The sequence below is a fragment of the Gabonibacter massiliensis genome, assembly GCA_001487125.1.
In the GTDB taxonomy this organism is placed as follows: domain Bacteria; phylum Bacteroidota; class Bacteroidia; order Bacteroidales; family Marinifilaceae; genus Gabonibacter; species Gabonibacter massiliensis.
Genome location: LN913013.1, coordinates 843629 through 857355, shown reverse-complemented (window position 1 = coordinate 857355; position 13727 = coordinate 843629). Strand labels below are relative to the sequence as shown.

General features: G+C 45.4%; 10 protein-coding genes. All 10 read right to left on the bottom strand.

Features of this window, described 5'->3' with window-relative positions; genetic code table 11:
* Nucleotides 1-135: 135 nt before the first annotated feature.
* The 10 genes from BN3283_RS07895 to mobC all read right to left on the bottom strand — a co-directional run bounded on the left by BN3283_RS07895 (nucleotide 136) and on the right by mobC (nucleotide 13715).
* Nucleotides 136-2190, bottom strand: a complete 2055-nt coding sequence (locus BN3283_RS07895; RefSeq protein ID WP_059026300.1) for a bifunctional DNA primase/helicase — start codon at nucleotides 2188-2190, stop codon at nucleotides 136-138.
* On the bottom strand, nucleotides 2153-2512 hold the full coding sequence (locus tag BN3283_RS07890; RefSeq protein WP_004294815.1) for a helix-turn-helix domain-containing protein: 360 nt from the start codon (nucleotides 2510-2512) through the stop codon (nucleotides 2153-2155). The genes BN3283_RS07895 and BN3283_RS07890 overlap by 38 nt, the downstream gene beginning before the upstream one ends.
* A 219-nt stretch (nucleotides 2513-2731) precedes the next feature.
* Nucleotides 2732-3577, bottom strand: a complete 846-nt coding sequence (locus BN3283_RS07885; RefSeq protein WP_059026299.1) for an RteC domain-containing protein — start codon at nucleotides 3575-3577, stop codon at nucleotides 2732-2734.
* An 18-nt stretch (nucleotides 3578-3595) separates the two neighbouring features.
* Nucleotides 3596-4939 carry an asparagine--tRNA ligase gene (gene asnS / locus BN3283_RS07880; protein WP_059026298.1) on the bottom strand — a complete coding sequence of 448 codons (1344 nt, stop codon included), beginning with the start codon at nucleotides 4937-4939 and terminating at the stop codon, nucleotides 3596-3598.
* 19 nt (nucleotides 4940-4958) lie between these two features.
* Nucleotides 4959-5381 carry a YwiB family protein gene (locus BN3283_RS07875; protein ID WP_059026297.1) on the bottom strand — a complete coding sequence of 141 codons (423 nt, stop codon included), beginning with the start codon at nucleotides 5379-5381 and terminating at the stop codon, nucleotides 4959-4961.
* 10 nt (nucleotides 5382-5391) lie between these two features.
* Nucleotides 5392-6276 (bottom strand): radical SAM protein, encoded by an 885-nt coding sequence (locus BN3283_RS07870; protein ID WP_059026296.1) that lies wholly within the window; start codon nucleotides 6274-6276, stop codon nucleotides 5392-5394.
* Between the two features lie 310 nt (nucleotides 6277-6586).
* Nucleotides 6587-8674, bottom strand: a complete 2088-nt coding sequence (locus tag BN3283_RS07865; RefSeq protein WP_059026295.1) for a type IA DNA topoisomerase — start codon at nucleotides 8672-8674, stop codon at nucleotides 6587-6589.
* A 26-nt stretch (nucleotides 8675-8700) separates the two neighbouring features.
* Complete coding sequence (locus tag BN3283_RS07860; protein ID WP_059026294.1) at nucleotides 8701-10005, bottom strand: DUF3945 domain-containing protein; 1305 nt, start codon at nucleotides 10003-10005, stop codon at nucleotides 8701-8703.
* A 295-nt stretch (nucleotides 10006-10300) separates the two neighbouring features.
* Nucleotides 10301-11647: an RNA-binding domain-containing protein gene (locus BN3283_RS07855; protein ID WP_059026293.1), complete on the bottom strand. Its 1347-nt coding sequence runs from the start codon at nucleotides 11645-11647 to the stop codon at nucleotides 10301-10303.
* 58 nt (nucleotides 11648-11705) lie between these two features.
* A complete protein-coding gene (gene mobC / locus BN3283_RS07850) occupies nucleotides 11706-13715 on the bottom strand; it encodes a conjugal transfer protein MobC (protein WP_059026292.1) in 2010 nt (669 codons plus the stop codon).
* Nucleotides 13716-13727 lie beyond the last annotated feature (12 nt).

Genomic DNA, 13727 nt, shown 5'->3' with positions numbered 1-13727 from the left:
ACTTTTGCAAAAGTAGTAAAAATCACTGGAATAACCTTGCAAATAATAGAAATCCTGCCGTGTTATCACAACATGGCAGGACACAAACACATGAACCACACAAGTTTCGTCCATACGTTTATGGGTTGTTATGTTCTATTGAAGATTATATGAACCTATAACAAAGAAACTTTGGTTTGCCGTGTCTTTGGTGATGATGTCCCTTTCCCGCATGAAGCGGATATAACTCTTTGCAGTACGTTCCTTGATGTCCAAGACCTGCTGCAACTGCTCGCAAAGGTCTATATAGGTGATGCGTGTCTGCCGACCGAAGATGTCACGTGCGACATTCACCAGTTCCCTTTCCTTGCGCTTCTCCTTTTCCTCACGGGGTTTCTCCCCTTTGTACACGTGCATCCCCGCTTCCTTGTCCCATGCAAAGAGCATCAAAGGAACGTCCAACGGGCTTCCGTCCCTTACTTTCAGAGCTTTTACCACCGACTGGGCGGGTTCATCGTCTTTCTCTATCGAAAGGATTGTAGCCGCCTTGCGCTGCAACTCGCTGCCCAAATGTCCCCGTAACTTCAAGCCGTTCGGAACGAAATGCAGAACACAAAGAATACAGGTGTTGTAAATACCCGCCAGCCGATAAAGTTCATCTATCACCGCCACGCTTTCCGCTTCATCATTGGCACTCTTAACAAGGTCTGCGATGCCATCGATGACGACCAACTGGATGCCACCGTACTGGTAGTAGAATTTATCCATGCTCTGTACTATGGCGTGTAAACGTTCCTTACGTGACATACCAGTCAGACAAAATGCTTTCAGTTCATCGGGTTTGTCCGGCTGTTTGGCGCGTGTCAGCAGGTTGCTTACATTCTTGAACAATTGTACTTCCGACTGTTCGGTATCATAGAGCAAAACCGCCTTGTGCCTGCCGTTGGCGGTTATCTGTACGCCCAGCGTATCTACTTCCGCACCAGCCGGACAGATGCAGCCCGCTACAATTGCGGCTACATAATTGCTCTTGCCCGTTCCCTCGCCCCCGGTAATGCCGAACAGGTTGCCTTGTGTTCCTAACGGAACGTCACCCGCCGAAATAATCTCTTGCGCTTTGGCGGGCGGGTTGTTGAAATCTATCTCGCACGATTTTAGCATAATCAATGTGTCGCTATACAGGTTGTCTAAAAAATCGATAAAAAGTTTCAGGAAATCTTCACGGGTGTTCCCGGCTTTGAAGTAGTCGGAAATATCCTTTTCCTCTTTCGTTCCCGGAAGTGGGAGTAACAGGCGTTTCACGCCAAATTCTTCCAATAGCTTTTCCTGCTTGCGTGAACTTTCTTTGCCCGTTTTATCCATATCGAAAAGCAGGATGATGTGTTTGAAACGGAATGTTAGCCGATAAACCAGCGTAGGCGGGATAGTTACCGTTTCGCTGTTGAAACAGATAGCATGAAAACCGTGTGCCGCCAGCGAAAGCACGTCTTTCTCGCCGCCCGTGATGAATAGCGTGTCACCTTTGGCGGGCAGTTGCTCCAGCCCGAAACAGTAGTTTTCGCCAAAGTTGCCGCCGTAGAGGAAGCGGGGCGTGGAGAACGGGCGGTACAGCTTGATGTGCTGTTTGCCTTTATAGCCGTACATGGGTTCTGCCACCGATGAAGTGTAGGTGTACGGTTTCCCCTCTGCCGTTTCACTGTGGTACTCCCGGAGCGAACAGACCTTGTAACGCTCCAGCAGTTCGGGCGTGATGCCATACTGTTGCCAGTACACCAGTTCGGCAAGCGGAAACTTCTGTTCCCGAAACTGGTAGGGCTTGACAGGCTTTTCGGTTGTTTCTTCGGGTTTGTCCGGCACTGCCCGGCGGACGGTTACAGGAGAAACGGAAACCGGAGTGTCAGAAGCCAGCCCCAAGTCCAAATCCCGGTCTATAATCTCCAGTATCTTCACGAAGTCAGCCGCCCGGTTACAGTCCAGCCCCTTTAGCTGCCCCACGAAGAAGAAACAGTCGCCACTGTAACTGTCATTACCGAAGTCTTTCATTTTATACATACCGCTATGACGGTCGAAGTAGATGTTGCAGGAAGCCTTGCTGTCCTCGTACAGCGGGTTAAGAAAGTTGCGACCTATGCGCCAGTTGCCGGGCAGGTAGTGTTTGAATACCGCCAGCCCGTTACTTGTTCTTTCTAAGATTTCCTCTTTCCTTAGCATACAGTTGGTGGTTGGTTATCAGGTTGTCGATGTTCTCCTTGTTGCTCCTTATCAGGCGTTCTTCCAGCATCCTACGTATCTCGCTGACCTTGTAGAAATAACGTCCCCTGATGTTGGAATAGGCGATAGTACCCGACACTCGCAGGCGTTGCAGGGTCTTTTCGCTTATTTTCAGAAACGTGCAAACCTCGTAGCTGTCCACCCACATATCTTCTTCACTTTGCTTTGCCATTTCCGCATGGTTGAAGATGTAATCGGCAATAGCGGTAATCTTATTGTCCAGTTCTTTATAGGCTTTGGACTCGAATGTTATTATTTCCATAAATGATAACTAATTGATTTGCCGCAAAATTGCATCTTTCTTTAAGATAAAAAATACAAGATTATATCAACTTGGTTGAAATTTTCTCAATGTCTTTTGGAGTGAATTTTAGAGGGAAATTACATATTTTAGTCCTATTCATATTGCTAATCTGTATAAAAAGGAAAACTACCAAGTTGGTAATAACATGGTAGTTTTCTAATTGGCTAAATATCTTATCTACAGATTATCATCATCCATACGCTTTTGCAGTTGCTCTACTATGAATGTGAAAAAAGCAGTTCTGTCTTTCTTTCGATTTTTAAGGCTTAAATAGGTTCGGTAGTAATCTCCCAGTTCAATGCCAAATGCTGCTTCGATAAACGCCATAATTTCTTTTATCGTAGCATTTCCATAATTCAAGGATTTTGCAGCAAACAATCCATATCCCCATTCTATTGCTTCAGATTTCGAGCCAGTCCATTTTAAACTAAAATCTGAAAGCGAAGTTCGTATTTCCGCAATCTGCGTTTTTCTATCTAATAACTGTAACTGGCGATTTAAATATATGCGCAACATTTCATTAGATAATATTTTTGCCACTTTATAGTCAAACCCGGTTGAAAAAGCAGGGTCTTTATCCAAAAAATTGCAATCTAAACATAACCGAAAGTTACTTTTATATCGAACAAAGTAATAAGTATCTAAATGCGTTGCTCTTGAACGGTAATACTGGTAAAAATCAAGATTTTGGTCAAAAAAATATTTCAGACTATTTAATTGGCTATGAAGATATTCTCTCTGTACATCATCACTGCCAATAGGACGTTTCATTTCAATTCTAACAACTTTATGAAAGAATATGTACCTACCAAGAATATCTGGCTTTATTTCTTTGAAAAAGTGAATTTCTTCTTGTTCACTCTGAAATTCGTATGCGATAGTCATTTCTCGCAATTTTTCAAACAATGGACGTATAACGTCTATCATATATAATGCATCTTCTGTATTGACATTCTCATCAATACCACGCAATTCCATTTCTTCATTAATGCGAAGTAATATTTCATTGATGTATTTTTGCACCGTTCAAACTTAAAAGATTTAAAAATTGGCATTTTTCGGTGTACGTGGAAATGGTATCACATCACGAATATTTGACATTCCTGTAACAAATAACACTAATCTTTCAAATCCTAACCCAAATCCTGCATGAGGAACAGTTCCGAACTTTCGTGTTTCAAGATACCACCATAATTGTTTCATATTCATACCCAATTCTTCCATTCGCTGGCGTAATTTCAGGTAATCTGATTCACGCTCGGAACCTCCTATTATCTCTCCTATCTGTGGAAATAAAATATCCATTGCTCGTACAGTTTTACCGTCTTCATTCAACTTCATATAAAAAGCTTTTATTTCTTTAGGATAGTCCGTAACAATGATAGGGCAACAAAAATATTCTTCAACTAAAAAACGTTCATGTTCAGAGCTTAAATCCATGCCTTGCACTATTGGAATTTCAAATTCTCTGTTTGATTGTTTCAATATTTCTATTGCTTGTGAATATGGCAATCGAACAAATTTGTTATTTACTACTAAATGTAACCTTTCGATTAAACCACTATTTACTGTATTATTCAAAAAAATCAAATCACTTTCACACGCTTCAATAGCATGGCGAATTACATATTTCAAGAAGTCCTCCGCTAAATCCATGTTATCGTTGATGTCAATAAACGCCATCTCGGGTTCCACCATCCAAAATTCAGCTAAATGTCGATAAGTATTCGAGTTTTCAGCCCTAAAAGTTGGTCCGAATGTGTAAATAGCCCCTAATCCCAAAGCCCCCAGTTCACCCTCCAATTGCCCTGATACAGTTAGATTCGCCGGGACACCAAAAAAATCTTGATTATCACCCGTTGTTACTTCAAACAATTTTCCTGCTCCTTCTGCATCAGATGTAGTTATTATGGGAGTATTAAAATAGAAAAAACCTTTTTCATGAAAGTATTTATGTATAGCAAAAGCTAAATTATGACGAACTCTAAATATCGCTCCAAAAATATTTGTTCGCATCCGCAAATGAGCAATATTCCGCAAAAAATCTAACGAGTGTTCTTTCTTTTGTAAAGGATATTCCTGTGGGTCGGCAGTGCCATATAAAACTATATTTTGGGCTATTATTTCTCCATGCTGCTGATTTCCAGTAGATAGTACAAACATACCATCTACCCGAATGGCACTTCCGGTAGTTACCAATTTAAGAAAATCTTTTTTTATCTTTTCATGTTCAGCCACAATTTGCAGATTATGAACAGTTGAACCATCATTTATTGCAATGAAACTAATGTTTTTACTTTGTCTATGCGTTCGTACCCAACCGTTTACGCTTACATTAATATTATAGGTAGTTGTTTTCAACAAATCAATTATTCTTATTTTCATAAAGTCATAATATTATAGTTTACAATGCCATTTCATTAATAAATATGGTAAGGGAGTTATTCGAGAGGAACTGGTTATTTATGAATAAGTCATAATTCAACTCAATATGAATATTGTTATCACCAATTGTAGGATGGTAAGACAATGTTTTGATTTTTACATTGAGTTCTCCATCTGTATTAATATAATCAGATTCCGTACATTCTCCCTCTATGAAAGACATTTCAGAGAACAAACTCCCACTTCGGTATAAACAAACAGATTTATTACTGATTACCAATTTGTTTTCAATGATATGTCCACCTTTACATAGTTCTCGATATTCAACAATATGCAGACCATTAACAATAGAATATTTTCCAATAGCATTAGTCACTATCTCGTCAATATAATCAGCATATTGTTGAACACCTTTTACTATAACTCTAATATCCGCTTTCATTAGATAGATTTTATAAATGTGGCAGATTTTCACGATAGCTTCTCAAATAAGCTTCGTCTTGCTCTGCTATTTGTTGTTTTAGAAAAGCAATCATTTTTTGTTTATCTGTTTTCAAATTGCCTCTAACCTGAATTAAGTTGGACGCCCCATCCGTTACAAATCGAGCATCAATTTTAAGATTTTCAATCAAAGTCTTCATTTCCTCCAACTTCTCAATTTCAGTTTCTTCTTTCCAATTACCAGCCTGTATTTCCTTATACAGTTCCGAAGTCGGATAAATTGTTAGCATTGAAGATTCAATTATTTGCGGATGAAGCTGATTGAAAATTTCTGCTGTTACCTTTGCACCCATCTTGCCTTTTCCACTACCATAAATTCCTGTCAAATAAAAGAAGTTATAGGTAATATTTGCTTCTTCCAATTTCTTACATTGCTCAATGATGTCCTTTGATAGAAATCCCTTTCTCATGAAAATCAAAGATTCATCATATCCAGTTTCAACTCCGATTGTAATTCCATCATATCCAAGTTCTCGCAATTCTTTTAATTCTGTAACAGATTTAGGGGTAATGTCCGTAATTCGTGCAAAACACCCTATACTCTGACAAGCAGGGAAGTATTGATGTACCATTTTCGCAAGTGTTTTAAGCTTATTCACACTAAGCACAAATGGGTTTGCACCTGTGAAAAACACCCTTTGTGCGTGTCTATAATAATAACTTGCTTCCTTTAAATCCGATTTTACCTCTTCAATTGGTGATAGCCTAAATTTGAAAGGTAAATCCTCGTATAAAGTACAAAATTTGCAGGAATGGTGAGTACATCCAGCTGTTACTTGAATGAGCATTGAGTATGCTTCGTAAGGCGGTCGCCAAATAGTTCCAGTGTAGTGCATAATTCTTTTTTTATTAGTTAATAATGTATTGTTAAGACACCAAACAAATATACCAATGTGGTAAACATGATATATTAAGTATCTTTTTCGATTGCAAAGATATAAATATACTTAGTATAAAAAAAGAAGTTACAAGACAGTAAGATAGTTACAAAAAGGTAACTCTTTTTGTATATTAGGAAGTTATAACAGAAAAAAATTGAAAAGTTTTTTGAAAATGCGCCCGGTTCCCGCCGGGCGCAACCACTAAAATTTCAATTATTATAAGTTGTAAAACCTATCACAATGAAATTTCAGTGGCAAAGATAGGCTATTTCTTCGGTTTCGCTTTCTTTTCGGGGAATGAAAAACCGACATTGAACTGCTCGTCCAGCACAAGCGAGGCATCGAAAGCCTTGCCGTTCTTGCCCTTGAAGCCCTTGATTAGCCCGGTCTTGCGTTTCGTCACCAGTTCGACAATCTGCTTGTCGGAAAGCTGCTTGTCGCACTTGTTGCGGAATATGGTAAGCGTGCAGTCCACGTTGGAACACTTCGCCACTTTCGGGTAGAACAGGATGCGCCCGTTATTGCATTTGGGGCAGGGACAGGTTTCACCAGTAGCGACAGATAGCTGCACCGATAGCAGTTCTGCGGTGATTTGCGTTGCGTACACCTCGATGCCCTTTCGGAACGTGTCGGCATCCATGCTTCCCGCTTCTATCTTGGCAAGGGCGGTTTCCCACATGCCCGTCATTTCGACATCGGCAATCTTCTTGTCTTTAACTATCTTGTAAACGGCAAGCCCCTTGTCGGTGGGTACAAGGTTCTTCTTCTCACGCACGATGTACTGGCGGGCGAACAGTGTTTCGATAATCGCCGCACGGGTGGCGGGCGTGCCTATCCCGGCATCTTTCAGGCTGGCTTTCAGTTCGGCATCTTCCAGTTCCTTTCCGGCGTTCTCCATTGCGGCAAGCAGGCTGCTTTCCGTGTGCAGCGGTTTCGGCTTGGTCTGCTTCTCCAACAGTTCCACGTTGGAAATCGGCAGGCTTTCGCCCTCTTGGAGTGGCGGTAAGCTGGCGGCTTCTTCATCCCCGCCCGTTTCCTGCTCGCCGAACACGGCACGCCACCCGGTTACTTTCATCACAGACCCTTTTACCGTGAAATCGGTATCTCCCGCCGATAACACGGCGGTGGTAACGTCTTTCACGCACTTGCCCGAAAAGGCTTCCAGCATACGCCCGGCTACCAGCTCGTAAACCGCCCGCTCGTCTTTGGTTAGTTCGCCGGGCAGGTTCTCGGTAATGATTAAGGCATGGTGGTCGGTCACTTTGCCGTCATTCACGCTGCGGCGGTTCAGGGGTGTGCCGTCCAGCCCAGCGGCATACCCGGCAAAGCGGGGGTATTGCCCCAGCAGGGCGACACGCTCCGGCATTTCATCGAAAACGTCCTCCGATATATAGCGGCTTCCGGTTCTCGGGTAGGACATCACTTTCTTTTCATACAGGCTTTGTGCTACGGAAAGCGTCTTGTCAGCCGAAAAGTTCAGCTTCGTGTTCGCTTCCTTTTGCAGCGTGGTAAGGTCGTACAAAAGCGGCGGTTCTTGGCTGGCTTCTTTCCTCTCGACGGATTTCACGGAAAGCCGCCCGGCATCCTTTACCCGTTGCAGGGCGGCTATGGCTTCGGGCTGTTGCTCCCACTTGGCGGTAGATTGGACGGTGAAGCTTATTCCCCCGCTGGCGGTATGGATTTTGAGTTGCCAAAACTTGGCGGGTACGAAATTCTTGTTCTCCAAATAGCGGCTGCATATCATCACGAGCGTGGGTGTCTGTACCCTGCCCAGCGAGAACACACCCTGCCCGGCGGCTACGCTCAACGCTTGGGTGGCGTTTATCCCTACCAGCCAGTCCGCTTCGCTGCGGGACTTGGCAGAGAGGTAGAGGTTATCGTAACATTCTCCCGGCTGCAAGTTATCCAGCCCCTCACGGATTGCCTTGTCGGTAAGGCTGCTTATCCACAGGCGCACAAAGGGCTTGGTACAGCCCAAATAGTTATAGATGTAGCGGTGTATCAATTCGCCCTCACGTCCGGCATCGGTGGCGACAATAATCTTGTCGCATTGGTCGAACACTTCCTTTATCACTTTCAACTGTTTCAGCACGCCGGGGTCTGCCTTGTAGCCTTTCTCCGCTTTTACCTGACGGGGGATTAGCTGGAAATCGGACGGCAGTATGGGCAGGCTCTCCCTGCGGAAGTTCGCCACGCCGTAGGCTTCCGGCATGGCAAGCTGGATTAAGTGGCCGAACGCCCATGTCACCATATAACCGTTGCCGGAAAGATAACCGTCATTGCGCTGGGTCGCCCCGATGATGCGGGCGATGTCTTTTGCCACGCTGGGCTTTTCTGCTATCAATGCAATCATAATTCTTTACTTTTTAATGGTGGATATTACATTTTCATTCCTTTGGACTTCTTGGGTTTGTCCGCTTTCAGGCTCTTGTCCTGCTTCTCTTTCTGCTTGGCGGTGGGCTTGTCCTGACCCTGTTTCAACGGCTCTTTGCCCTGCTTGGTGGCTTCGTTGGTCTTGCCCTCCGAATTGACCGCTACCTGCGTCCGGCTCTCGGCAGCGGGGGTAACGTCTTTCGGCTGCACCTTGTCGGGGGATTTGCCCTGTGCGCCGGGCTGCACATGACCGTTGAACTCAACGCCCTTTCCGTCCTTTATCCCGGCTACCTGCTGCTCTGCGGGCTGTTGTCCCTGCTGCAAGAACTGGACGGCAGACCTCGGCAGGAACTCCAAGCCACGCTCCACTGCGCTGACCTGCAAATAGGCACTGCGCTTCGTACCGTCCTTGAATTGCAGGTTTTCCATTTTCACCGCTTGCCCGGCTTCAAAGGCGGCTTTCTGCTCCGGGCTGACTTGCACGCCGCAAATGGTGTCGGGGCATTTCCACTTGTCAGCCCGCATATACTCCAGTTCGTGCGTGTACCTGTCCCGACTGACGAACACGGGGATTTGCCCGCCGCTTTTAGGGTCTTTGATTTCAGCAATGCCTCCCAAGTTGCCAGTGCCTTGCAAGTTGCCCTGTTCCTGCTTGGTGAACCCGTATTCATGGAACGGGCGTTGCAACAGTTTCTCGTCCTGCTGCACGCCGTGCAGCTTGGGTACTACCGTGCCGTCCTTTGCCTGATAGAAAGACAGCTTGACATCGGTAGGTTTGAGGTAGAAGCCGCCCACCGTCCCCGAAACGGTGTAGGTGTTGCGGGACTTGTAGCCACGCATCACCCGGTCGAAGTCCTTAGTGTTTTTCAGGGTGTCGGCGGTGATGCCGACTTTTTTCAGGTTCTCCCAGTCGATTTTTGCCGGGTCGAAGCGGTAGCCCTGCTTGAACTCGTGGAAGTCGGGCTTCGGAACTCGAAGCATTTCAGCCCGCTTGCCGCCCTCCGGTGTCGGGTTGCGGTGGTTGTCCTCGATTGCCTTTGCGTCCTGCTCCGCTTCGGAAGCCTTGACGCTGAACAGTTCCAGCCCGGAAGTGTCCTGGAACTTGCGGAAGAAATTGGAAATGAAGTTGCTGAACACATCGCTGTTCTTGTCCACCTGCATGAACTCGCCGCCGTGTGTCGGCGGCACGGTCTGCAAATTGCCCTCCTTGTCGATACCCTTAACGGCACTCACCTTTCCCTGCTGTTTATCCAAGACCAGCAGCACGTCTTTTTCCTGCCCCTCTGCGGGCGGGGTCATTCTGTTTGCCATAAATAATTGAAATTTTAGCGGTTACGGGAATAGTCCCGCCCAAAGGTAGCGACTAAATATGCTATATTTGGATAGGCAGAAAGAGGTGTCCGAATTTGTCCTGCGTTGTCTGAAATTGTCCGGGTGGGGTAATTACTGCGAGCAATATTCGCAGAATTGAAAAGGGCGAAAAAAAAGAGAGCGAAGTTAATCACTCTCTTTGGATGAGCCATTTGTGAAGCGTTTATGAAACGTTTGCTATTTTATCAATAGGCTAATAATGAACTATATATCAAAATTAATACTGAAATACAGCTTATTTTTGGAGCGTTTGTGAAGCGTTTGGCAAGCCTTTGATTGTGTAATAAGTGCTTTTACCAGTAACGCCCTGCATTTCCAGCCACGCTTCCATTTGTTGTAACAAACGATATGCGGTAGTCCGGTTGGTGTTCAATATTTTTTGAACGTCCGAATTGGTAACGCTTCCATTTTGGGCGGCATACTCAATAATGGGTATATACCTTTCATCCACCCGCTGTGCCAATAGCTGCGAACGTATATCGGTATAATAGGTAATCATCAGACCGCTTAACATTTCAAGTTTGGGCGGCAACAACTTGTATGCGCTGACAGCTTCCAAGATACGCTTGTAGCCACGTCCCCAGCTTTCAATATCCCCGCTTCTGAAAAAGGCGTTGGCGATTAACGGATTATAAGGAGAGGACGGATGGCTTTCAAAAAGTTTTTCAGTCGTCCAGCTTTCCGGCAACTGCCCGGCGTTCCAAAAGGTGATATGGTCGGGGAACACGCTAATCTGAATGGGTACGGCACTGGCATAGTCTTTATGTGCCACACAATTCATCAGTGACTCCCTGACAGCTTCCACCGGGAACTGCGGTGTTTCACGCCGGGAAATGCCCTCGTATGAAATGTGATAAATCAGGTATTTGGTCTTTATCAAATCCATTGCCTTATCCACCTGCTCCATTAAAGAGCCGTGAACCTCGTCTTGAAACTCCAAGTTACCCTTATCATCCCGGAAGAAACCTATCTTGATATACGCCCCGGTTACAAACCGTTCCGGGTCGGAGTGGAACAACAGCAAGGCGGCACGGGTCGGGCGGTTGGTTTGGGTGTCAATCAGCCGCAAATCGTGCAACAGGTTTTCGGTAGTATCTTTCAACACATCTTCGTCCACACGCCCGCTTCTCGCCGCTTCCTTGCGGAAACGGTTCAATGCGTTGGGGGAAAGTTCCTCTATGCCTGCCCACTCTATGGGAAACTCGTCCCAATGCCTGCCAGTACGTTGCAGGATAAAACGGTTCAACGCCGCACCTTTCAACTCCTGTTTCGTGCTGCCGCTGCGATAGTGGTACTGACCTTTGTAATTGATAGGATTGGAATAAGGCGGCACGTCAATCTCGATATATTTCAGCCCGTTTTCTTCCAGCAGGTTCACGTCCACGATGATACCCAGCACGTCACGCACTTTGTTCGGTATGTCCTCCAGCAGTTTGTCGGCATCGGCAACGCCGACTACCTTACCGTTGTCATTCATACCTATATATATCTTGCCGCCTGTGGCGTTGGCAAAGCCGCATATCCATTTCAGATACTCGTCACGCCAGCTTTCTTTCCATTCCGTATTTTGGTTTTCGTTCATAATCATTTCTTTGTCTGCAAAATTAGTAAAAATACTGTCTGTCAGGAAAGAATATCGGTTATTCTTCCTCTTTTATAAGGTGGCATAACTCCGGGTCGTTCTTAATCCGGGTTATCTCGTCCTCGACAATCTGCCGGACTTCCTGACGGATGCGGTCATAGTTGGCTTGTATCTCCTCCTGCATCCGGTCGTTGCCGTCCTTGTCGGTGAAGTCGATAATCTGCGGTAACTTCACGTAACGAGCGGTTTCCCGCTTCACCTTTTCATTGTCCACCACGATTTCACAGTGGAAAATCTTCTGTTCTATCCGTTCATCGAAATTGTCCGCCACAGCACCCACGAACATACCTTGCGTGAGGTTGGATATTTTGCTGGCGGGTATCAAACTGTCCATTTGGGTGCTTATCGAGGTGGACTTCTCCCGCTGGTTGATTGTCATGCTCTGCCGTTTCTGCAACACCTTTCCGAAACGCTCGGATAGGATTTTTGCCGTTTCACCGACTACCTGACCGCTAAACACGTTACCCACCGTATTTTGGATTACTTTGCTTTCCTTGTCCCCGTAATCACGGGTAAGCTGGCTGTAATCCTGAAAGCCCAACAGAACCGCTACCTTGTTGCTTCGGGCGGTGGCAATCAAATTGTCAAGCCCACGAAAATAAATCGTGGGCAATTCATCTATTATCACCGAACTTTTAAGCTGACCTTTCTTGTTTATCAGCTTCACGATACGGGAATTATATAATCCCAGTGCCGCCGAATAGATATTTTGGCGGTCGGGATTGTTGCCGACAACCAAAATTTTAGGCTCTTTCGGGTTGTTGATGTCCAGCGAGAAATCATCGCCCGTCATTACCCAGTAAAGGGCGGGTGAAATCATTCTTGAAAGCGGGATTTTCGCACTTGCTATTTGACCCTGCAACTGCTCTTGTGCGTCTGATTCCCAAGCATCTACGAACGGGGAAAGGTAATTTTCCAGTTCGGGATAGCTGCGCAAAATGGTGAACACATCGGCGTATTTCTTGTTCAACAGTTCAATGGCATGGGGGAACGTGCAATACTTACCGCCTTGATAAATACGGAGATACCAAATTATAGCCGCCAAAAGAATAATCGGGCTTTCCACGAAGAAATCGCCCTGCTTGCTTATCCAAGAGCGATTGAGGTTAAGCATTATCGTGTAGCTCGCTTCATAAGCATCCGCAATGTCCGACATGAAGCTGGCGTTTATCGGGTTGCATCGGTGGCTCTTGCGTGGGTCGTCAAAATTGATAACGTAAAATTTCGGCTTGACCTTGTAGCCGTCCAAGTGGTTAAGTAAATGATTGTAAGCGATTTCCGAAAGGTCGGGAAACTTATAATCATAACAGTACATCGCAAAACCTTTCTCGATTTGCTGTTTTATATAATTATTTACTACTGCGTATGACTTCCCGCTGCCCGGCGTTCCTAACACGATACTCGCACGAAAAACGTTTACAACGTTAATATAGCCATTGTTCCACTTCTTCTTATAGTAGAACCGGGTAGGCAGATTTACCGAATACTCGTTCTCGATAAGCCTTGTTTCCTGCTGGAAACTTTCGTTTTCCGTGTTAAAGACATCATCCATGAGGTTGTTTTTCAACAACCGGGACATCCATGTACCCGCCATGAGCATACAGATATAGCCCGCCGACAGCGTGGCGATATAAAACACGGCATCCGCCGTGTGTGGCAGCGGAAGTTCCAGCAACCACCAGTTCAGGAAAAACAACACGACACCCGCCGCAAGGCTGCAATGTATCTTCGTCCATGTTATCTTTTCCTCTTTCACGCCCTTAGTGCCGATGCACGACAGGGCGAGGAACACCACCGCAAAAAGTTTCGTCCAAAGGACAGACGAGAACAGCCCGGTAGTGCGCTGGAAGTTCCACAGTATCTTGTCTATCACTTCAAAGGTCACGCCCCACTCTTTCAGGGTGGAGTAACAGAACCAGTACACGTTTATTCCCACGAATAGAATACTGACAGCCCGCATAAAGTCCATGACCCGTGCAAGCCCTCTCAAATCATCTTCCTGTTGCATGATTGTAATGTT